The sequence below is a fragment of the Vibrio sp. M260112 genome (assembly GCF_036533775.1).
GTDB lineage: Bacteria > Pseudomonadota > Gammaproteobacteria > Enterobacterales > Vibrionaceae > Vibrio.
The window spans coordinates 40,091-60,568 of the sequence record NZ_JATABH010000035.1; the positions used below are offsets into that span (position 1 = coordinate 40,091).

Annotated in this window: 19 protein-coding genes, 1 rRNA gene and 1 pseudogene; 14 read left to right on the forward strand and 7 right to left on the reverse strand. The window is 43.9% G+C overall.

Translation table 11 applies throughout. The features are described from left to right. Positions 1-14: 14 nt before the first annotated feature. Both QTN95_RS14460 and cpdB read right to left on the reverse strand, forming a co-directional pair. Positions 15-578 carry a Crp/Fnr family transcriptional regulator gene (locus tag QTN95_RS14460; protein ID WP_331417955.1) on the reverse strand — a complete coding sequence of 188 codons (564 nt, stop codon included), beginning with the start codon at positions 576-578 and terminating at the stop codon, positions 15-17. 125 nt (positions 579-703) lie between these two features. Next, complete coding sequence (gene cpdB, locus QTN95_RS14465; RefSeq protein WP_331417939.1) at positions 704-2,665, reverse strand: 2',3'-cyclic-nucleotide 2'-phosphodiesterase; 1,962 nt, start codon at positions 2,663-2,665, stop codon at positions 704-706. Positions 2,666-2,925: 260 nt separating this feature from the next. On the opposite strand from cpdB, the gene cobA reads away from it, so the two are divergent. Genes cobA through cysC form a run of 5 tightly spaced genes read left to right on the forward strand, consistent with a single transcriptional unit; the run spans position 2,926 to position 8,580 of the window. Further along, positions 2,926-3,789 (forward strand): uroporphyrinogen-III C-methyltransferase, encoded by an 864-nt coding sequence (gene cobA, locus QTN95_RS14470; RefSeq protein WP_331417940.1) that lies wholly within the window; start codon positions 2,926-2,928, stop codon positions 3,787-3,789. Positions 3,790-3,818: 29 nt separating this feature from the next. After that, positions 3,819-4,751 (forward strand): sulfate adenylyltransferase subunit CysD, encoded by a 933-nt coding sequence (cysD, locus tag QTN95_RS14475; RefSeq protein ID WP_276608347.1) that lies wholly within the window; start codon positions 3,819-3,821, stop codon positions 4,749-4,751. Between the two features lie 22 nt (positions 4,752-4,773). Continuing rightward, complete coding sequence (cysN, locus tag QTN95_RS14480) at positions 4,774-6,201, forward strand: sulfate adenylyltransferase subunit CysN (protein ID WP_138972794.1); 1,428 nt, start codon at positions 4,774-4,776, stop codon at positions 6,199-6,201. A gap of 24 nt (positions 6,202-6,225) precedes the next feature. Next, on the forward strand, positions 6,226-7,950 hold the full coding sequence (locus tag QTN95_RS14485) for an SLC13 family permease (protein WP_138972795.1): 1,725 nt from the start codon (positions 6,226-6,228) through the stop codon (positions 7,948-7,950). A gap of 12 nt (positions 7,951-7,962) precedes the next feature. Further along, a complete protein-coding gene (cysC, locus tag QTN95_RS14490) occupies positions 7,963-8,580 on the forward strand; it encodes an adenylyl-sulfate kinase (protein WP_331417943.1) in 618 nt (205 codons plus the stop codon). 52 nt (positions 8,581-8,632) lie between these two features. Here the strand turns inward: cysC and QTN95_RS14495 are convergent, their stop codons facing one another. Beyond that, positions 8,633-9,094, reverse strand: a complete 462-nt coding sequence (locus QTN95_RS14495) for a chemotaxis protein CheX (protein ID WP_006878545.1) — start codon at positions 9,092-9,094, stop codon at positions 8,633-8,635. A gap of 16 nt (positions 9,095-9,110) precedes the next feature. Beyond that, positions 9,111-9,575, reverse strand: coding sequence for a zinc uptake transcriptional repressor Zur (zur, locus tag QTN95_RS14500; RefSeq protein WP_331417944.1), 465 nt, complete (start codon positions 9,573-9,575; stop codon positions 9,111-9,113). A 424-nt stretch (positions 9,576-9,999) separates the two neighbouring features. On the opposite strand from zur, the gene QTN95_RS14505 reads away from it, so the two are divergent. Then, positions 10,000-10,212, forward strand: coding sequence for a hypothetical protein (locus QTN95_RS14505; protein ID WP_138972798.1), 213 nt, complete (start codon positions 10,000-10,002; stop codon positions 10,210-10,212). A gap of 429 nt (positions 10,213-10,641) precedes the next feature. On the opposite strand, the gene QTN95_RS14510 is transcribed toward QTN95_RS14505, so the two are convergent. The 3 genes and pseudogenes from QTN95_RS14510 to QTN95_RS14520 form a co-directional block, all read right to left on the reverse strand. After that, positions 10,642-11,145, reverse strand: coding sequence for a DUF4411 family protein (locus QTN95_RS14510; protein ID WP_331417945.1), 504 nt, complete (start codon positions 11,143-11,145; stop codon positions 10,642-10,644). Further along, the gene (locus tag QTN95_RS14515; protein WP_331417946.1) at positions 11,142-12,281 is read right to left on the reverse strand and encodes an ImmA/IrrE family metallo-endopeptidase; all 1,140 of its coding nucleotides are present in this window, start codon (positions 12,279-12,281) and stop codon (positions 11,142-11,144) included. Before QTN95_RS14515 ends, QTN95_RS14510 begins: the two co-directional genes overlap by 4 nt. Before the next feature lie 124 nt (positions 12,282-12,405). Next, a pseudogene (locus QTN95_RS14520) lies at positions 12,406-12,727 on the reverse strand (tyrosine-type recombinase/integrase); the annotation flags it as partial. 68 nt (positions 12,728-12,795) lie between these two features. On the opposite strand from QTN95_RS14520, the gene dusA reads away from it, so the two are divergent. From dusA to QTN95_RS14560, 8 genes are all read left to right on the forward strand, one after another. Then, entirely contained in the window at positions 12,796-13,797 is a 1,002-nt protein-coding gene (dusA, locus tag QTN95_RS14525) for a tRNA dihydrouridine(20/20a) synthase DusA (protein ID WP_331417948.1), read from the forward strand. A 163-nt stretch (positions 13,798-13,960) separates the two neighbouring features. Then, entirely contained in the window at positions 13,961-14,170 is a 210-nt protein-coding gene (gene pspG, locus QTN95_RS14530; RefSeq protein ID WP_138972806.1) for an envelope stress response protein PspG, read from the forward strand. A 131-nt stretch (positions 14,171-14,301) separates the two neighbouring features. Continuing rightward, positions 14,302-14,955 carry a TIGR04219 family outer membrane beta-barrel protein gene (locus tag QTN95_RS14535; protein ID WP_331417949.1) on the forward strand — a complete coding sequence of 218 codons (654 nt, stop codon included), beginning with the start codon at positions 14,302-14,304 and terminating at the stop codon, positions 14,953-14,955. 142 nt (positions 14,956-15,097) lie between these two features. Then, the gene (locus tag QTN95_RS14540; protein WP_331417950.1) at positions 15,098-15,328 is read left to right on the forward strand and encodes a hypothetical protein; all 231 of its coding nucleotides are present in this window, start codon (positions 15,098-15,100) and stop codon (positions 15,326-15,328) included. A 126-nt stretch (positions 15,329-15,454) separates the two neighbouring features. Beyond that, the gene (locus QTN95_RS14545; protein ID WP_331417951.1) at positions 15,455-17,305 is read left to right on the forward strand and encodes an assimilatory sulfite reductase (NADPH) flavoprotein subunit; all 1,851 of its coding nucleotides are present in this window, start codon (positions 15,455-15,457) and stop codon (positions 17,303-17,305) included. Further along, complete coding sequence (gene cysI / locus QTN95_RS14550; protein WP_331417953.1) at positions 17,305-19,026, forward strand: assimilatory sulfite reductase (NADPH) hemoprotein subunit; 1,722 nt, start codon at positions 17,305-17,307, stop codon at positions 19,024-19,026. Before QTN95_RS14545 ends, cysI begins: the two co-directional genes overlap by 1 nt. Next, positions 19,019-19,798, forward strand: a complete 780-nt coding sequence (locus QTN95_RS14555; protein WP_138972810.1) for a phosphoadenylyl-sulfate reductase — start codon at positions 19,019-19,021, stop codon at positions 19,796-19,798. Before cysI ends, QTN95_RS14555 begins: the two co-directional genes overlap by 8 nt. A gap of 592 nt (positions 19,799-20,390) precedes the next feature. Beyond that, positions 20,391-20,478 (forward strand): 16S ribosomal RNA (locus QTN95_RS14560); the annotation flags it as partial.

Below are 20,478 nucleotides of genomic sequence, written 5' to 3' on the forward strand. Positions count from 1 at the left end.
GACATTAACAATTGTTAATTTTGGTGGCGATTTTTGATACGACTCAAGCTGATTGGTGTGATGCCTAGGTAAGCAGCGACTTGATAGTCATTGAGCCGTTCAAGCAATTCGGGGTAATGCTGGCAGAAAAGTTGGTAACGTTCCTCCGGGCTGTAGAGCAGCATAAATCGTTCTTTGTTTTCTTTATACATTAACTGAGTTTCGAGCAGCTTTAGGTAAATGCTGTGTTTTTCATCTCGCCACTGACGGAGGGCGGCAATAGGGAGAGAAATCATGGTGCAGGGCGTAAGAGATTCGAGTAGATAAGGTGAGGCCTGCTGTTTGATTAGGCTTTCAAAACCGATAAGCCAGTCATTTTCCCAATAGAACTCTTTGCTGAACTCTTTGCCTTTTTCCGTCAAGTAACATGAATGACAGATACCTGATACGAGAAAATAGATCTCTTCTGCCACCTGCCCTTGATGTAGCAGGATATGACGGGTCGGCAGCTCAAGTTGTCGTGCTGACAGAATCAGTTGATCAACTTCTTGGCTGGTAAATCCATTGTGGGTCAATTGCTGTCGAAAGTTTTCAAACATGGCGTGTTTATCTTTGAATGGGATAGGTAGAGATTCTAGCGCACTTCCCCAACTCGCTACCATTGACCTGTGATGAAAAAAAAGCCGCAACGAACAGTGCGGCTTTGTTTCAATGGAAAAGAGGGTTATTTCTGAAGGTCGATTTGATAAACCGCGAAACCTACATCATCAGTGCCGATGCGTTTCATTGGATACTGGCCTTTTTCTTCGATGAACTTCGCCGCCTTATCACTTGGTGAAGTCTCAAAACGGATGTCCAGTTTCTTATCTGACTTAATTGGTGCAAATGACCAGTTGTTGTCTGCGCTTGGCGTGAATTCACCTTTTTCGTTGCTTACGCGAGTAATGTAAGCCGCGATTACTGAACGGTTTTCATCTGGTGAGTCAAACGCGACAAAATCAGAGCCTGTGCCAGGGAACTTATTGCTGTATGCACGGTAGTTGTTTGTCGCGATGATGAAGTCTTGCTTCATATCGATTGGCTTACCTTGATAAGTAAGATTAACAATACGTTCAGCACCTTCGTTGATCACCTTGCAGTCGCCGTCATATTTCGCCGGCTTAGTGACATCAATTTGATAGTTCAGGCCATCAATAACATCGAAGTTGTAGGTACGGAAACCATCCCAGTCAATCAGACTTTGTGGCTCAGTGCTGTTGATATCAATTTGCTTAAACTGACCCGCTGTACACTCTAACCACTCTTTCACTTCAGTGCCGGTTACTTTCATCGCCACGAGAGTGTTCGGGTATAGGTAAAGGTCTGCTGCGTTACGGAAAGTCAACTGACCAGATTCGACTTCAGTGAAGTTACCCGGATCATTTTTACGACCGCCAGCTTTAAATGGTGCAGCAGCAGAAAGAACAGGAATGTCTGCTAGGTCAGGATCGCCTTGGATAAAGCGCTCAACGTAATCCTTTTGTGCAAGGTTAACAATTTGTACTGTTGGATCGTCTTGTACTAATGCTAAGAAGCTGTACATCACGTCGTTAGCTTTACCGATTGGCTGGTTAACGAAATCGCGAGTCCCTTTGTGGTCAGCTTCAAGCGCTTTAACCATCTCAGCATCTGCTTCTGCAAGTGAAGTTTTTGTTTTCTTGTCGTAGATCGGACGAGCTTCAGTTTGGCCTTTTACAACCGTCCATTTACCGTCTTTTTCTTTCAGTTCAAGATCAATGACACCAACGTGGCTACCCCAGCGACCTGGCATAACTGCAGCTACACCATTGATGGTACCGTTTGTGTTATCAATACCTGGAATGTTATCGAAGCCTTTTCCTGGGAATACAGCATGAGAGTGACCAAAAGCAATCGCGTCGATACCATCTACTTGAGAAAGGTAGTAAGTAGAGTTTTCTGCACCTACTTTATGTGGGTCTGAAGATACGCCAGAGTGCGGAATCGCAACGATGACGTCGGCACCTTCAGCTTTCATTTGAGGCACTAGCTTATCAGCCGTTTCTTTGATGTCTTTAGCGAAGACTTTGCCTTCTAGGTTTTTCTTATCCCACACCATGATTTGCGGTGGAACAAAGCCGATGTAACCCACTTTGATTTCGTGTTCTACGCCATCAACGTCTTTAAATGTATGAGATTTAATGATGTATGGTTTGAAGTAATGCTCGCCAGTTTTCTTGTCGAATACGTTTGCGCTGACATAAGGGAAATCAGCGTCGTTGATAGTTTCTGCAAGGAACTCTAAACCGTAGTTAAACTCATGATTACCAATGTTACCCACATCGTAATTCAACTGGTTCATCGCTTTGTATACTGGGTGTACCTCGCCTTTTTCAATGCCTTTCGCTGCCATATAGTCTCCCATAGGGCTGCCTTGAATTAGGTCACCATTATCAACAAGTACACTGTTTTCTACTTCGGCACGAGCTTGTTTAACCAGAGTAGCAGTGCGAGTAAGACCAATCTGTTGCGATGGCTTGTCTTTGTAGTAGTCATAGTCCATGACGTTAGTGTGAATATCAGTCGTTTCGACAATACGAAGTTTGATCGTATCTGCCATTACTGGACCAGCCATGGCCAACATACCACCAAGTACTGCAAGAGACAGGGGGTTCACTGCTGCTTTCATTTTTTAAGCTCCGATAGCGTTAAATAAGACCCGTCTAATTTAACAAAATGAAGTGAAACAATTGTTTCACTAGGTAATTAATTGTGATCTAGAGCAGTTATGTATTGGTGTTATGCAAAGAATCTCTCAAAATTCGATAAAGGGAATATGGTACGGTTTATTGTTCTTATCAGAAATTGATATAAAAAATGAAATTTTAGAATTTCAGGTAATAAAGATACAGATACATAATGCTTCCATAGACATTGAAGGATGACATTATGGCTCGCAAGGAAACCGTTTCTCAATTCCCTTTGAACGCTCAACGTGCACAGCGTAGCAATCAGATGGATTTAAATACTTTTGGTCGCAGCGTGCTCGGTAAAGGTGAAGTAGCACTTATCGGTGCAGGCCCTGGTGACGTAGAGTTGCTAACGCTGAAGGCAATGCGTTTCTTACAGCAAGCGGATGTCGTGCTATACGACTATCTTGTTTCTGAAGACATTATGTCTCTCCTTCCTAGTGACACGATTACGGTGTGTGTTGGTAAGCGCGCTGGCCACCATAGTGTCCCTCAAGAAAAAACCAATCAGCTATTGGTGGACTTTGCTAAACAAGGTCACCGTGTCGCTCGCATCAAGGGCGGTGATCCGTTTATTTTTGGCCGCGGTGGTGAAGAGCTTGAAGTATTGGCGGACGCTGGAGTTTCTTTTCATGTTGTTCCTGGTATTACCGCCGCAGCGGGTGCGACAGCTTATGCGGGCATACCGTTAACCCATAGAGATTACGCTCAATCAGCAATGTTTATAACAGGGCATTTGAAAGCAGAAAGTGACCAGATGGACTGGTCTACGTTGGCTCGCGGCAACCAAACGCTGGTGATCTATATGGGCTTAATGAAGTCTGACTATATTGAGCATCAGTTGATTGAGCACGGCCGTAGCCCTGAGACTCCAATCGCCATTATTGAGCGTGGGACTCAGTCAACCCAAAGAATATTCAAAGGTCAGCTATCTCAACTGGCTGAACTTGCAAAAGACGCGCAATCGCCGTCTCTCATCGTCATTGGTGAAGTGGTGTCACTGTCAGACAAGCTGGCGTGGTTCACTCCACAGCCTAGCGTACAACAGCGCCAATTCGCATAACTCATTATTTGATTAGTCAGAAGCTCGTATTGAGCCGTAAAGGAAGCACTAACATGGACCAAGAACGTTTAACCCACCTCAAGCAACTCGAAGCGGAGAGTATTCATATCATCCGTGAAGTGGCGGCTGAGTTTGATAACCCAGTGATGATGTACTCGATCGGTAAAGATTCGTCGGTAATGTTGCATCTCGCTCGCAAAGCTTTCTACCCAGGAAAGATCCCGTTCCCGCTGCTGCACGTGGATACTGACTGGAAATTTAAAGAGATGATTGAGTTTCGTGATCGTACGGCTGAAAAGTATGGTTTTGAGCTTTTGGTGCATAAGAACCCTGAAGGTTTAGCGATGGGATGTAGTCCGTTTACGCACGGCTCATCTAAGCATACCGATATTATGAAAACACAAGGCCTGAAACAGGCTCTGAATAAATATGGTTTTGATGCGGCTTTTGGTGGAGCTCGTCGAGATGAAGAGAAATCACGTGCTAAAGAGCGTGTCTATTCGTTCCGCGATAAGAACCACACTTGGGATCCAAAGAATCAACGTCCAGAGTTATGGCGTACTTACAACGGTCAGATCAACAAAGGTGAAAGCATTCGTGTCTTCCCGCTATCGAACTGGACTGAACTGGATATCTGGCAATACATCTACTTGGAGAACATCGACATTGTTCCGCTGTATCTAGCAGAAAAGCGTCCTGTTGTTGAGCGTGATGGCATGCTGATCATGGTGGATGATGATCGTATGAAGTTAGAGCCGGGAGAAGTGATTGAAGAGAAGAGCGTACGTTTCCGTACTCTTGGCTGCTACCCGCTTACGGGGGCGATTGAGTCAGATGCGAATACGTTAACTGGCATTATTGAAGAGATGTTGGTGGCAACATCGAGTGAACGTCAAGGCCGCGCGATCGACCACGATCAGTCTGGATCGATGGAACTGAAAAAACGTCAAGGCTACTTCTAATTTAGGATCTAAGGAAAGAAACATGAACAGCGTAGTAGAAGCTCAATTAGAAGAGCTAGGTATCGAAGGTTACCTTACACAGCATCAATACAAATCACTGCTTAGATTCCTTACCTGTGGATCAGTAGATGATGGCAAAAGTACTTTAATCGGCCGATTACTGCATGACTCAAAGCAGATCTATGAAGATCAGTTAGCGGCCGTACATAACGACAGTCAACGTGTGGGCACAACTGGCGAGCGTCCTGACCTAGCGTTGTTGGTCGATGGATTACAGGCAGAGCGAGAGCAGGGGATCACGATTGATGTCGCGTACCGTTACTTCTCTACCCAAAAACGTAAGTTCATCATTGCCGACACCCCGGGGCATGAACAGTACACACGCAATATGGCAACAGGGGCATCAACGTGTGATCTGGCGGTGATCTTAATTGACGCACGTAAAGGTGTGTTGGATCAAACTCGTCGTCATTCGTTTATCTCAAATCTATTGGGTTTAAAACACTTTGTTGTTGCCGTGAACAAAATGGATCTTGTCGACTACTCACAGCAACGATTTGAACAGATCCGCGACGAATATTTGGAGTTTTCTAAGAATCTACAGGGTGAAATCGATATTCAGATTTTACCGCTGTCGGCTTTAGAGGGTGACAATGTTGTAGATGCAAGTGAGAACTTGAGTTGGTTCGAAGGTCCATCTTTGCTTGAGATCCTTGAAACGGTAAACGTTGATCGTGACAAGGCCGTTGGTGAGTTCCGTTTCCCAGTCCAGTATGTGAATCGACCAAACCTAGATTTCCGTGGTTTCTCTGGCACGATTGCGTCAGGTTCTATCAACGTTGGTGATGAGGTTAAGGCGTTACCTTCAGGCAAAACATCGAAAGTTGCTCGTATTGTGACTTTTGATGGCGACCTAGAGCAGGCACAAGCTGGACTGGCAGTGACGCTCACTTTGGAAGACGAAATTGATGTTAGCCGTGGTGATCTAATTGTTCTAGAAAAGGCGCAGATTGAATCGAGTAACCATCTCCTAGCTGATGTGGTTTGGATGACAGAGCAACCGCTTCAGCCGGGGCGTGAGTATGACATCAAGATTGCTGGCAAGAAAACAGTGGGTCGTGTTGAGTCCATTCGTCATCAGTATGACATCAATAACCTTTCAACCCATAGTGCGGTTGAATTACCACTCAACGGTATCGGTTTGTGTGAATGGACGCTGACTGAGTCAGTGGCACTCGATAGCTACACCTCATGCCAAGATACTGGTGGGTTTATCATTATTGACCGCTTAACCAATGTGACAGTTGGTGCTGGCTTGGTACGTGAAAGCTTGACTCAGGTGGAAACGAAAGTCGGTGATTTCTCTGCATTTGAGATCGAACTTAACGCGTTAATCCGCAAGCATTTCCCACACTGGGAATCAAAAGATATCAGTCAGTTACTTAAGTAACCGTCTTACTGGTAGGGAAGTAATATGTGGCAACAAGGATTTGTGTTAGCAATATTATTAGGCATAGTAACCTGCCTGTTGGCTACGCGGATTAAACCGAGTTATATCTTCGCAGGTGCAGCATTCATTGCTTTTCTTGGCGGAATGATTGAGCTCGGTGATGTTGCCACGAATTTTACTAACTCTTCTCTACTGACTTTGGTGCTGCTGATTTTGGCTTCAGCAGCATTGGAGAAAACGCGTTTGGTGAGTTGGGTCAGTCGTTCATTGTCTAATGGTCGTCTAGCCACTGTGGTTGCAAAACTTGGAATTTCAACCGCGTTACTCTCTTCATTTACCAATAACACCGCAGTGGTAGTATCTCTGATTGGTGCCATTAAGCGCAATCAGCAGCATGCCCCATCTAAACTGTTGATCCCTCTCTCTTATGCGGCGATTTTGGGTGGTACGCTCACTTTGATCGGTACATCCACAAACTTGATCATCAATAGCTTTGTTGAAGATGCCGGTTTGCCGAGTTTAGGTTTTTTTGCCCCCACGTTGATCGGTTTGTCTGTGCTGCTTGGTGGCTTGATGATCTTGATCCCCATGAGTTACTTTCTGCCTGATTATGAAGATCATACACAGGATGAGCTGCCTTATTTCTTAGAAGCGCGCGTCGAGCCTGGTTCGCCGCTAGTTGGACGGAGCATCAGTGAAAACAACCTACGTGCGTTACGTAAGTTGTTCTTGGCTGAAGTGGTTCGTGATGGTCAGACTATGCCTTCGGTCGAACCTGATTTTGTCCTTCAAGCTCGTGACCGATTGTTGTTTTGTGGTGATATCGAAAGTGTCGCCACTTTACAGGAGATTCAAGGTTTAACCCTATTTGGTCAACACCACCTTAATGGACAAGGGTTTGTTGAAGTCGTTGTCAGCTCTTCGGCCAGTTTCTGTAATAAGACGCTGAAATCGAGTCATTTTAGAGATCGATTTGATGCAGTAGTGGTAGCTATTCGTCGTGGCCACGAGCGTTTGCAAGGTGGCTTGGGGAATATCACTCTAAATGCAGGGGATACCTTAGTACTTGTTCCTGGTAAGCGTTTTGAACAAGAGAGACAAGCCCATCGCAAAGAGTTTGTGTTGATCAATGCGCTTGGTTCAAGTGCTCGTCTAGACACGAATAAATCGACTTGTGTGTTATTGGGTTTTGCTGGTGTCATATCCTTAGCTTTGCTTGACTTGTTTCCATTGATAAAAGGTTTGTCCGTCTTTCTTTTAGCGGCGCTCTTTTCTGGCGTCATCCAACTTGCCGAATTGCGTAGACGCTTTCCCATCGATATTGTTGTGATCGTTGGTTCGGCGCTGTCAATCGCACAACTGATGTTGTCATCCGGTTTATCGGTCAGTTTGGGTCAGATGTTTATTGAAGGATTCAATGGGTGGGGAGTCTTTGGTGCTTTGGTTGCGACTTACTTGCTTACTCTTATTTTAACTGAACTTGTTACTAACAATGCTGCGGCCGCATTAGCATTTCCAATTGGTTACAGTATGGCTTTGGGCTACGGGGTCGATCCTATGCCATTTATTATGGCGGTGTTGTTTGGTGCAAGTGCGAGCTTTATTTCACCCTACGGTTATCAAACTAACCTTTTGGTTTATAGCGTAGGAAATTACAAAATTACTGATTATGTTCGAGTGGGAATTCCTTTATCGATTGTTTACTCCGTGTTGGTGTTAACGCTGATTCCACTCTTCTTTCCGTTTTAAAAGGACTCAATTATGACTACGGAAACACCGACTAAAGACGAAAATGTTGTTTGGCATCATCACTCGATTGACAAAGAATTTCGCGCCAAACTCAAAAGACAGCAACCCGTTGTGCTTTGGTTTACTGGCTTGTCTGGCGCAGGTAAGTCGACCGTCGCAGGTGCTCTAGAAACGCGTTTGGCTGAATTGGGGCATCACACTTACTTGTTAGATGGAGACAATGTTCGTCATGGTTTGTGTAGTGATCTCGGGTTCTCTGAGCAAGATCGCCGTGAAAACATCCGTCGCATCGGTGAATTGGCTAAGCTGATGGCGGATGCTGGTTTGATCGTCTTGTCCGCTTTTATTTCTCCTCATCGTGCAGAGAGGCAGTTGGTACGTGAAATGCTGCCAGAGGACGAGTTTTTAGAAGTGTTCGTCAATACTTCATTGGAAGTGTGTGAACAAAGGGATCCTAAAGGTCTGTATAAAAAAGCGCGTGCAGGGGAGATTACTAATTTTACTGGTATCGATTCTGAGTATGAAGCACCACTCAATCCAGAAATTGATCTTCGGGCTGGTGAGAAGTCAATTGATGAGCTGGTTGATGACTGCTTACAAGTATTGAAAGCCCGTAAGGTGATTGCATAAATAAAAAACGCTTCTCTAGAGAAGCGTTTTTTATTTGTTTATCTGTTAAGGGTTATTCAAAACAGATCTCAATAAATGCGTTACCCCATTGAGAAGTGAACGGCATGATAATGATAGAACCTTCGCACTTGTGACGGATGGTGTGGCCTTTACCAGAGACAACGACAGGCGTCGCCATATCAAAATCAAAACCACTTTCGGCTAGGATACGTTTTGCACCACCCGTCACCATGTTAGTGATTTCACCCACCATGTCTGTCACTTCATCGTTCAGCCCATTAGGGCGTTCACCAAGCATATTCTGCATAATTTCAAGAGCGAGGTTTTCATCGAAAGTAATCGACATAGAACCGCGGCTTTGCGGACCTACCATCCCGATTAAACCTGAAACATCTCCACGTGCAATTTCATCTTTTTTGACACGAGGTTTCTGTGGCTTCAATTCCAGTGAAGCCATCGTTTTCAAAACATTCATCAATGAAGCTAAAAACGGGTTTACAAATTCAGCGCGCATAATCTTCTTCTATATCTTATTTCGCTTTGTCAGAGGCACATGACTGACAAATACCATGTGATTCAATAACGTGATTGTTGATGGAAAAACCATGTAATTCCGCATTCTTCTTTAGCAAGGCTACCAAACTATCATCTTGCAGTTCAATAACGTTGCTGCATCTGTCGCAAATCAAAAGATGCGAGTGATGCTTATGGGCATTGCAGGAGCAGCATTGAATATAGCTGTTGGTTGATTCAACACGGTGGATGAATCCCTGTTCGAGCAAAAAGTCCAAGGCTCGATACACAGTAGGTGGTTTGGCCTGGGGTTCACTTACTTTTAACTCGTCTAAAAGCTCATAAGCACTTGCAGCCTTTGGACTTGAGCAAATCAGCTCAAACACTCTTTTGCGTTGGGCGGTAAGCCTTACGCCTCTGGCTGCACATATATCTTCTATTTGCTTTACTAACTGCTGGTCCAAACTTATCACCGTTACCAATGGACATTTTTAATAATATACCATTTCTTGCGGTTTATCGTCGCTCTGTAGGTAATATCAATTCGCTATGTCAGCAGGTTACTTATTCGAAGGATGAATAGTAGTAGCCTGACTTTAATGGCATAAGTTACATTATCTACAATAAAAACGATACAAATTACAGCATTTTACTCACTTCTCATCGCAGGCTTGTGTCCAAGATCTGTAAACCGCGCTCAAAATCAAATTCTTCCAGTGCCTTAGTCAGCTCAGAGAGCTGGTTTCGCGACAAACCAATTTGCTGCCCAGATTGCAGTCCATTGATGATAGAAATTAACACGCTACCTCGTTAGTTTTATTTTTTATTGACTGTATTGACAATATGGAGATGGTTTCACATATTTATATCAGCTTTGATTCATCAACAGAGGCTAGGTTGAGACTTATGGATAGATCAAACTTAAGGACGTTGGTCGATAGCATTCATGCTGAAATCAGTAACGATAGGCTACACGGATTACACCGAACCAGTGTAGCATTGGAAGAAGCGATGACTGAATCAGACCGTAGAGAGCTTGTGCAGTATTTTAACTATTTCTCGGTTTGTACGTTCACTGACAACGAATTGATCTTGGAGTATCCCAGTCTTACACTATAAAAATGTTGGCTAACCGAAGGGTTGGCCTTTTTTATTTCGACACAGTGTTGATCCAATCACTACGTCATGGTGGCATGCTCTTATACACTTTAATTGGTATGGCTAGACGACGAAAACGCATAAGCAAGTACTGCAAATGTAAAGGGCGAAAGGCTAATGGGCAGCTTAAGAAAGGCTATACTATTAAAAAGGAAGGGTCGTTAGAGCCTAGGGGGCTATCAACATGGGAAAATAGTCCCACTGCAGGTAGATATTGGTGCGAGGCTCTAGGGGAGAAGTTATAGTCATATTTAAACGATATTGAACTCACATACATCTAGTGATTTACGAACGCGCTTGCCCGCACAGATAATCCCGAGGCCCTGCTCAGCTACTTCAAATCGATCTATTGTTGGTGCGCCAGTAGCGGGGGTTGCTGGTCCTAAAAAATCATGCTGCTTCGGGAGATATTACAAAACAGGCCTCTAACTCGTTTAACAATTCAAAAGTATTGATGTACTGTACACCGAATGCTTCACATATATTTGGTATCAGTATTTTCTTTTTAATCTTACGATCTAGCTTTTCGTGAGTAACAATAGTGGCTTTTGTTGCTATTGCTTTAGCAATAAGCCAAGGGTCTGCACCTCGCAGAAACTCTTCATGGGTTCCAGGGCGCATGTCTTGAAGTGACATGACGTGGTTAACTACGTCCACAAAAGCTAACTGAGTTTCTTCATCATCTATCGAGGCAAAAATATGATAGTGATCCTTTGCCCATGTAGATAGGTCATCATTGCCCGCAACTAGCTCTGTTTTTACAAAATCTATACTAGACACACCAAACTTGATATTAGAATCCAATATCCACTGCCAATATCCAGGGCAAATAGTCATTGAATAGTATCTGTTTTTTGCTTCGATGAAAGTGTTAGCGTCTAGCAGGTAGTTCATAGGCTAAGTGTACTCGCATATGTTTTTATTTTGTTTGGCTTGATGCCTAGCAATTGACCAGCATCCCTTAGCAGCATTCTGCCGCTTAACGCTTCAGCTACTACTGCACTAGAGAATAAGTGGCTGTTTTTAGCGCCAGCGTTTCTGTTGAAATCACCGCTACCCCCACCTTTTTTATCTCGAAAGGCTTTTATTACAGAGTTATAGAAACTCCAGTATTGTTTTTTAGTTATGTAACCGAATCCAAGAGCTTTTCTAGCAACAACAATTTTACTTACATGAAATGTTGTAGATACCTGCGTAAGATTTGTATCTAGTGGAGAGTTATTATTCCATATGGCTTCAAAGTCTTCGCTTGGAACTAAAAATTCACTAGCGACAGAGTTGCAGAACATTTCTTCATTTTGAGCGTCACTTTCTTTAGTGTCAGAAACACCAGAGCTACCAATCCAAAGATGGGCTAATTCATGAATTAGGGTAAAGAGTCTCGCAGCAGGAGCGTCAGAGCTGTTTATAAAAACAACAGGAGCTAGCTCGTCACAAAGAGCAAAGCCTCTGAATTCACTTACTTCAAGCTTTCTATGAGTATTGTTCCCTACAATGCCACTTCGCATAACCAAGATTCGAGCATTCTCTGCACCTTGAATAAGCTCGGTATAATACTGCTCCCAACCACCTTTGTTAGGTATTGGAACATTAATAACATTTCTTATATCTTGCGCGACTTCCTTGATAGAGCTTTTAGTTGTGAAGCGACCAACAAAAGGAAGTGTTTCTTCACCCATTTGTTTTAAGTAATCGCGATACCATTCTTGCTTAAGCATAACTTGCTTAATAACGTCTCGCATTTCCAAAGATATCTCTGGGATGTCTCTGTCGCCAACCGTTCGTAAATCAGGGATAGGTAGTTCTTCATATGGTGGGTTTGCCAAAAACAAATATCCGAAGGGGACACTCGTGATTTGAGCTAGCTTTTGAGCTTGGCCAAATGTAGGTTGATCTTCCCCATTCTCCCAGATAGCAATCTTTTCGACTTTCTTAACCCCTAGTTTTTTAGCAAGCACGTCATCGCTTAGGCCAGCTCTTTGCCGTGCCCAAGTTAACATGTAGGGGTTAATTAACGCTTTATTTGCCATCTCTAAATTCAATAAACCTTATACTTTAAATTGTCGCTCATTATACACGCAGTGGAATAATCAGCTAACTAAATTGCTTTCAGTTGTGATGAATTCCCTCTAATCTTTATTTTAGTCGTATATGTCATTTTTTATGCAATAGTTCGGGCTGAAGTTGTGTAAACTTGCCAAAGTATATTGAGGTTTCTATGTCCAGTTACCTGAGCAACTTCTTCAATTGAATACTCTTTTTCAAATAGTCGGCTCGCGCCTTCCCTTCTGAGGTCGTGATAGCGCAAATCTTCGATACCTAGTTCATTGCGCACACGTTGAAAACCTGCGGTAACGCTCCGCGCGTTGTAAGGGAAGATGCGTTCTCCCTGCTTAGGTTGCCTCTTAGCAATATCGAAGGACTCACCGAGCAAGGGAACAAGCATATGGTTGCCTGCTTTTTTCCTGAATGTTTTCTCTTCTGTGTGTATAATCGCGGATTCTGTTTTGACCACGATGCTCACTGTTTAGCGAGACTCACCTTATGAAACCTGACAATACTAGTAAATACGCGGCTAACCGCTTTTCCATTGCACCCATGCTCGATTGGACGGATCGACACTGCCGTTACTTCCACCGCTTGTTGACTAACGAGACTCTGCTTTATACAGAGATGGTCACCACGGGGGCAATTATTCATGGTAAAGGTGACTTCTTAGCATATAACCAGGAAGAGCATCCAGTTGCCCTGCAATTAGGCGGTTCAAATCCTAAGGACTTGGCTACTTGCGCTAAACTGGCGGCAGAGCGTGGCTACGATGAGATTAACTTAAACGTTGGCTGTCCATCTGACCGTGTACAGAATGGCCGCTTTGGTGCTTGTCTAATGGGCGAGCCTCAGTTGGTGGCAGACTGTGTTGCAGCTATGCGTGATGTGGTTGATGTACCTGTAACAGTAAAGACCCGTATTGGTATTGATGATCAAGATTCGTATGAATTCCTGACAGACTTTGTTTCGATCGTCTCAGAGAAAGGCGGTTGTGAGCAATTTACTATCCATGCCCGTAAAGCTTGGCTTTCTGGCCTTAGTCCAAAAGAGAACCGTGAGATCCCACCACTGGACTACCCACGCGCATATCAACTAAAGAAAGACTTCTCTCATTTAGTGTTCGCTGTGAATGGTGGCGTTAAAACTCTGCAAGAGACTAAAGAGCACTTGCAGCATCTTGATGGTGTGATGGTAGGGCGCGAAGCATATCAGAATCCCTATATCTTAGCTGAGGTCGATCAACAGATCTTTGGATTAGATAAGCCAATTAAAAAGCGTACTCAGGTTGTGGAAGAAATGTATCCATACATTGAACAGCAGCTTTCGAATGGCGCGTACTTAGGTCATATTACTCGTCATATGTTGGGTTTGTTCCAGAACATGCCGGGTGCTCGTCAGTGGCGCCGCCATATTAGTGAAAACGCTCATAAGCCAGGATCGGGCATAGAAGTGGTCGAAGCGGCACTAGCGAAAATTCCAAAAGAGTTGAATGTGTAAAAATTACCAACGGGGTTGGTGAAAATTACCATTATCTATCGAAGAAAAGAGCGCTATTTAATAGCGCTCTTTTTTATTTTTCTATATTTTCAATGTCTTAGCATGTTGGTCAAGGTTGGCACGCATCCTGAAATAGAGGTTAGTAACAACAAAGGAGATTGATATGTTTGAGCTAATCTTTATTTTGGTATTTGTAGCAACATTACTGGTCACTGGAGTGACTATGGTTACCGTGTTTGTCGGAGTTGCTTTTTCTCTGGCAGTCATGGTGCTTTTAGGAATGGTTGGCGCAGTGATCAAGCTCATTCCATGGTTGATTGTGATTGCTATTGGCGTTTGGTTCTTCAAGAACTATGTGGTTCAACCTCGATAACAGGACTCTACTGAGAAATATTTACTGGCTAGAGGTATGTCTATGTTAGAATTTGACGAACATCATACTTATCTAGCCATGTGCAGCTCGATTCGGGGCTGTCTGAAGTGAATACTTGGAGAACTAATCCCATGGGTTTTAAAACCGCCAGTGCATTCGCCATCGCGGCAGTCGTTTCTGCGTCAGCTTTCGCTGAGTCCTCTCTAACAACTAAGTTTGGCGCTGAAGCGTGGCTAACAGACACTAAAGTGAACGAGGTCACTCGAGATGGTGATACAACACCAAGTGTTTATGTAGCGGTTGAACACGGTATCAAATATGTGCCTGATGCACGTCTGCGCTACACGAGCGTTGATGCTGATTACATGGCTTTTGATAAACTGGATTTAACTTTGTACTACCGTGTTATGGAGCATGATTTAATGCATTTTGATGCGGGTATGACGTTCAGTGACCTAGGTAATACTAAATATATCAACCCTGAAAATAGCGCTAGCACAACGTTTGATAAAACCATTTGGGCTTGGTACGGTTATGCAGAAATCACGGTGCCTAACACCAATTTCGATGTCATCGGTGAAATGAACTTTGGTGATAGTAGCGGTATTAAGAGTACCGACTTGATGGCAGGTGTACAGTACCGCTTACCTGTTGGTGAGAATACATTGGCTTTCCGTGGTGGTTACCGCGTGATTGATTTGGAGTCGGAAGAGTTCCCGAATACTAAGGGCGACCCGTTTATTTTTGCTAATGGCTTCTTTGCTGGCGCAGAGTTTTCTTTCTAAACATCTGAGTCTATTTTTTAAAACGTCGCTATCTAAAGCGGCGTTTTTTTATATCTATTGATTATATCCGTTCATTTCGTTTAGCACTTTTTCTGTCATTGGCCATGCTTAATAAGGAATTTTCGCCAGAGAAAGGAACCTCATGACTATCACTGAACTTCGAAATCTATATCGTGAGAATCAGCTAGTAGAAGCCATTATCGAGCCTTCAGCACAAGAAGGAAGCTGGATTGTGGAATTTCGCCATACTCGTGGTGGCTTTGTTCTTTTGACCGACTCTCACGGTGAAGAGTGTCATTATATGGACCTCGATCTAGCGTCAAAGTCAGCAATGGCGGTAGGTTTCAAGCAGGTTCGCGTAGAGGCAAAATAGCATTTGATGATTGTTGTCTCCCTATTCTTTAATTCAAAAAGTTATAAAACATTCACTTCTATTCTTTCTTGTTATTAAAGAGAGTGGTTAATCTATCATCACGCAATGAATAGGGATGTCGAGACCATGTCTTTAAACAAGAACGTGTCCTCTCAAGGAAACACGCCACAAGAACTACCATCGATCGCAGCTCCTCTGAATGATCAACAGCTGAACTCGCTACAACAGACCGTTGCAGACTTGTCTTCTCAGCAGTTGGCATGGGTGAGTGGATATTTCTGGGGATTGGCCCAAACACAGACCGTGTCTGCTGCCGCACCAATCAACCAAGCCGTTGCTGCTGTAGCGGCAAAGCCTGCTGGCAAACTATCAATTATTTTTGCTTCACAAACCGGCAATGCTAAAGGTGTTGCAGAAGCGCTAGAGCAAGAAGCAAAAGCCTTGGGTATTGAAGCAGAGCTATTCGATGCCAGTGACTATAAAGGTAAGAACCTAGCCAAAGAAACACATGTAATTATTGTGGCTTCAACGAATGGTGAAGGTGAAGCGCCGGACAATGCGATTGAATTGCATGAGTTTTTGCAGTCTAAGAAAGCACCTAAATTAGCGAACCTGAAATATGGTGTGATTGGTCTGGGTGACTCTAGCTATGAGTTCTTCTGCCAAACTGGTAAAGATTTTGACGCTTACCTTGCGAAGCAAGGCGCGACGGCTTTCATTGATCGAATTGATTGTGATGTTGACTATGAAGCGTCCGCGTCTGAATGGCGTGCTAAAGCGCTGGAGACAGTGAAAGAAGATCTCTCTTCAGGGCAAGAAGCGGATATAGTCCAGCTTCCAGTGGCTCAGGCTGCTGGACACTCTCAGTACAGTAAGCAAAAACCTTATACCGCCACTTTGCTGACTAGCCAAAAAATTACAGGCCGTGATTCAGGGAAAGATGTTCGTCATATCGAAATCGACTTGGACGGCTCGGGCTTAACATATCAACCGGGTGATGCGCTTGGGGTATGGTTTGAAAACAGCTCTGAGCTCGCTAACGCAATCTTAGCAAAAGTGGGTTTATCTGGGGTGGAAAGCGTTGAAGTGGATGGTGAAAGCCTGTCAATTCATAGTGCGCTGGTGGCTAAATATGAGATCACCGCATCTAACCCACAACTGGTCGCGAAGTACGCCGAACTGTCCGGTAGTAAAAAACTACAAAAACTGGCTCAAGATAAAGACCAATTGCGTGAATACGCAACCAATACTCAGGTCGTTGATGTTCTTGATGAAAAGAAAACCAAGTTAACCGCAGATCAACTGATTGGGTTGCTGCGTCGTTTGACCCCTCGACTATACTCAATCGCTTCGAGTCAGTCAGAAGTAGACCAAGAAGTTCATCTAACCGTTGGCCTTGTTGAATATGATAAAGGTGACGATAAGCGCTACGGCGGTGCCTCAAGCTTCTTGTCACAGCGACTGGAAGAGGGGGGGGAGGTTAAAGTGTTTGTTGAAAACAACAATAACTTCAAATTGCCTCAAGATGACAACACTCCCGTCATTATGATTGGTCCGGGTACTGGTATTGCGCCTTTCCGTAGCTTTATTCAAGAGCGAGATAACCGCGATGCTGAAGGCAAGAACTGGTTATTCTTCGGTGACCGCACCTTTACTCAAGACTTCCTCTATCAAGTGGAGTGGCAGAAGTACCTCAAATCTGGATTACTTAATCGTCTAGATGTTGCTTTTAGCCGTGACCAAGTAGAGAAGGTCTACGTCCAACACCGCATCCTAGAAAATGCTGAGCAGGTTTGGCAGTGGATTCAAGATGGTGCCTATATCTATGTTTGTGGTGACGCAACTCGAATGGCAAAAGATGTGCACGAAGCATTGGTAATTGTTGCTGAGCAACAAGGCAAGATGTCTCGTGATGATGCAGAAGAATTTATTAACGACTTACGTAAAGCAAAACGTTACCAAAGGGATGTGTACTAATGAGTAATAAGCAGGAAGTATTGGGTGAAGTTCTAGGACCTCTTTCGGATAACGAACGCCTCAAAACTCAAAGTAATTTCTTACGTGGCACAATCGAGCAAGATTTACAGGACCGTATTACTGGTGGATTTACAGCAGATAACTTTCAGCTGATTCGTTTCCACGGAATGTACCAGCAAGATGACCGCGACATTCGAAATGAACGTGCTAAGCAAAAACTCGAACCACTGCACAATGTAATGCTACGCGCGCGCATGCCAGGTGGCATCATTACACCAAAACAGTGGCTTGCGATTGATAAGTTTGCTACCGAGCATTCGCTTTATGGCAGTATTCGTCTAACGACACGTCAAACGTTTCAGTTTCACGGTGTACTAAAGCCAAATATCAAGCTCATGCACCAAACCTTAAACAGCATTGGGATTGACTCAATAGCGACGGCTGGTGACGTAAACCGTAACGTCCTATGTACCACCAACCCAATTGAGTCTGAGTTACATCAAGAAGCTTATGAATGGGCGAAGAAGATCAGTGAGCACTTGCTACCAAAAACCAAAGCGTACGCTGAGATCTGGTTGGATGGCGAGAAAGTGGAAACAACAGAAGATGACGAACCAATTTTAGGTAAGACGTATCTTCCTCGTAAGTTCAAAACAACGGTTGTCATTCCGCCACAAAATGATGTCGACGTACATGCGAACGACCTTAACTTCGTCGCGATTGGTGAAAATGGAAAATTAATTGGCTTCAACGTATTAGTTGGCGGTGGCCTTGCTATGACGCACGGCGATACATCTACCTATGCTCGCCGCGCAGATGACTTTGGGTTTATCCCTCTAGAAAAGACGCTAGATGTCGCTGCGGCAGTAGTCACCACTCAGCGTGATTGGGGGAACCGCTCAAATCGTAAAAATGCAAAAACTAAGTACACACTCGATCGTGTCGGTATTGATGTCTTTAAAGCGGAAGTCGAAAAGCGAGCTGGCGTGACGTTCTCAGATAGCCGTCCATACGAGTTTACTGATCGTGGTGACCGCATTGGATGGGTTGAAGGTATAGACGGTAAACACCACTTAGCTCTATTTATCGAAAATGGTCGTCTGCTTGATTACCCAGGCAAACCGCTTAAAACAGGTGTTGCTGAAATTGCCAAAATTCACAAAGGCGATTTCCGCATGACAGCAAACCAAAACTTGATTGTTGCTGGTGTAGCGAAAAGCCAGAAAGCAAAAATTGAAAAGATCGCCCGTGAACATGGTTTGATCGATGACAGCGTGAGTGAGCAGCGCAAAAACTCAATGGCGTGTGTCGCATTCCCAACATGTCCATTAGCGATGGCTGAAGCAGAGCGTTTCCTTCCGCAGTTTGTTACAGACGTAGAAGGCATCCTAGAAAAACACGGCTTACCAGAAGATGACAATATTATATTGCGAGTCACTGGTTGTCCGAATGGCTGTGGACGCGCAATGTTGGCTGAAATCGGATTGGTTGGTAAAGCGCCAGGTCGTTACAACCTGCACCTTGGTGGTAACCGAGCGGGTACGCGTATTCCGAAGATGTATAAAGAGAACATCACAGATAAACAGATACTAGAAGAAATTGATCTGCTAGTTGGTCGTTGGGCGAAAGAACGCGAAGAGGGTGAAGGGTTTGGTGACTTTGCTATACGCGCAGGCATCATCCAAGAAGTTAAAGTGTCTAAGAGGGACTTATATGCTTGATTCTGTCGCTTCCAAACCGAAGTTAGCAGAACTGCTCTCATTAACTAAGACGGAGCAAATACTCCGTCTTGCACAAATTAATGGTGAGCTAGAGAAGCTAACCGCTGAGCAAAGAGTTGCTTGGGCATTAGAAAACCTCGAAGGTCAGTTTGCGGTCTCTTCAAGTTTTGGTGTTCAAGCGGCTGTGATGCTACACCTTGTGACTCAACAGTCCCCAGATATCCCAGTCATCTTAACCGATACAGGCTATCTATTTCCCGAAACGTATCGCTTTATCGATCAGTTAAGTGAACAGTTGACTTTAAATCTCAAAGTTTATCGAGCAGTAGAGAGTCCAAACTGGCAAGAAGCGCGTTACGGAAATCTGTGGGAGCAAGGTATAGAGGGAATAGAGAAATACAACAAGATAAACAAAGTCGAACCAATGCGTCGCGCGTTGGATGAACTAGAAGTTGGAACTTGGTTCTCTGGCCTACGCCGAGAGCAATCTAAGTCACGTACCAACTTGCCGATCTTATCTATCCAAAATGGTGTGTTTAAATTCCTACCCGTAATCGACTGGACTAATAAAGATGTTCATTACTACCTAGAAGAACATGGTCTGCCATATCACCCGCTAAGAGATGAAGGTTATCTGTCCGTTGGTGATACCCATACCACGAAAAAATGGGAACCAGGAATGAGTGAAGAAGAAACTCGTTTCTTTGGTTTAAAGCGTGAATGTGGACTTCATGAAGATGATGGTAATGAGCAAGATGGTTCCGGTATCTAATCTGCTCTCTTATATATAAGAAGAAAGGTCGCAATGCGGCCTTTTCTTTTGTCTAAAAAATAGCAGTTGTGGATAACTCTGTGAGTATGATGTTTGCTTATTTGGGGTAAAGTTGGATAAATAAAGCTTTGAGCGAAAAAACGACATTTAGACGCTATTTTTGCAATTTTTTCAAAATAACGCTTGCCAATGTGAGCGCGATCTCTATAATGCCTCCTCGTCGACAGGGCAAGAGCTCACAAGGGTTCAAGCGAAGTCGATACGGTTAACTAGCCAAGCAAGTTGCTTGAAAAAAAGTTTGAAAAAAGTGGTTGACACTAAAACTTAAATCGCTAGAATGGCCGCCTCTTCCGAGTGATACAAATCACGCAGAAGAGAAGCTCTTTAAAAATATAGACCTATCAATCTGTGTGGGCACTCGTTGATGATAATCCAATTAGAAATTTCTCTAAATAAAGAGAGGTTTCAAATTAGGTTTCAATGAAACGAAGTGACCAAACGAGACTTCTTTTGGAAACATTAGAGGACTTGGCACAGTCAATTCAAACATTACTTATGTAATGTTCAGTATTCATTGAGCCGACAAAATCTTAAATTGAAGAGTTTGATCATGGCTCAGATTGAACGCTGGCGGCAGGCCTAACACATGCAAGTCGAGCGGAAACGAGTTAACTGAACCT

Excerpts from the sequence above, each read along its gene's own strand:
- cobA (WP_331417940.1), top strand. The coding sequence starts at position 2,926 with ATGGCTCGCAAGGAAACCGTTTCTCAATTCCCTTTGAACGCTCAACGT.
- cysN (WP_138972794.1), top strand. The coding sequence starts at position 4,774 with ATGAACAGCGTAGTAGAAGCTCAATTAGAAGAGCTAGGTATCGAAGGT.
- QTN95_RS14505 (WP_138972798.1), top strand. The coding sequence starts at position 10,000 with ATGGATAGATCAAACTTAAGGACGTTGGTCGATAGCATTCATGCTGAA.
- QTN95_RS14485 (WP_138972795.1), top strand. The coding sequence starts at position 6,226 with ATGTGGCAACAAGGATTTGTGTTAGCAATATTATTAGGCATAGTAACC.
- QTN95_RS14495 (WP_006878545.1), bottom strand. The coding sequence starts at position 9,094 with ATGCGCGCTGAATTTGTAAACCCGTTTTTAGCTTCATTGATGAATGTT.
- QTN95_RS14535 (WP_331417949.1), top strand. The coding sequence starts at position 14,302 with ATGGGTTTTAAAACCGCCAGTGCATTCGCCATCGCGGCAGTCGTTTCT.
- dusA (WP_331417948.1), top strand. The coding sequence starts at position 12,796 with ATGAAACCTGACAATACTAGTAAATACGCGGCTAACCGCTTTTCCATT.
- QTN95_RS14460 (WP_331417955.1), bottom strand. The coding sequence starts at position 578 with ATGTTTGAAAACTTTCGACAGCAATTGACCCACAATGGATTTACCAGC.
- QTN95_RS14545 (WP_331417951.1), top strand. The coding sequence starts at position 15,455 with ATGTCTTTAAACAAGAACGTGTCCTCTCAAGGAAACACGCCACAAGAA.
- cpdB (WP_331417939.1), bottom strand. The coding sequence starts at position 2,665 with ATGAAAGCAGCAGTGAACCCCCTGTCTCTTGCAGTACTTGGTGGTATG.
- QTN95_RS14555 (WP_138972810.1), top strand. The coding sequence starts at position 19,019 with ATGCTTGATTCTGTCGCTTCCAAACCGAAGTTAGCAGAACTGCTCTCA.
- QTN95_RS14540 (WP_331417950.1), top strand. The coding sequence starts at position 15,098 with ATGACTATCACTGAACTTCGAAATCTATATCGTGAGAATCAGCTAGTA.
- pspG (WP_138972806.1), top strand. The coding sequence starts at position 13,961 with ATGTTTGAGCTAATCTTTATTTTGGTATTTGTAGCAACATTACTGGTC.
- cysC (WP_331417943.1), top strand. The coding sequence starts at position 7,963 with ATGACTACGGAAACACCGACTAAAGACGAAAATGTTGTTTGGCATCAT.
- cysI (WP_331417953.1), top strand. The coding sequence starts at position 17,305 with ATGAGTAATAAGCAGGAAGTATTGGGTGAAGTTCTAGGACCTCTTTCG.
- QTN95_RS14510 (WP_331417945.1), bottom strand. The coding sequence starts at position 11,145 with ATGAACTACCTGCTAGACGCTAACACTTTCATCGAAGCAAAAAACAGA.
- QTN95_RS14515 (WP_331417946.1), bottom strand. The coding sequence starts at position 12,281 with ATGGCAAATAAAGCGTTAATTAACCCCTACATGTTAACTTGGGCACGG.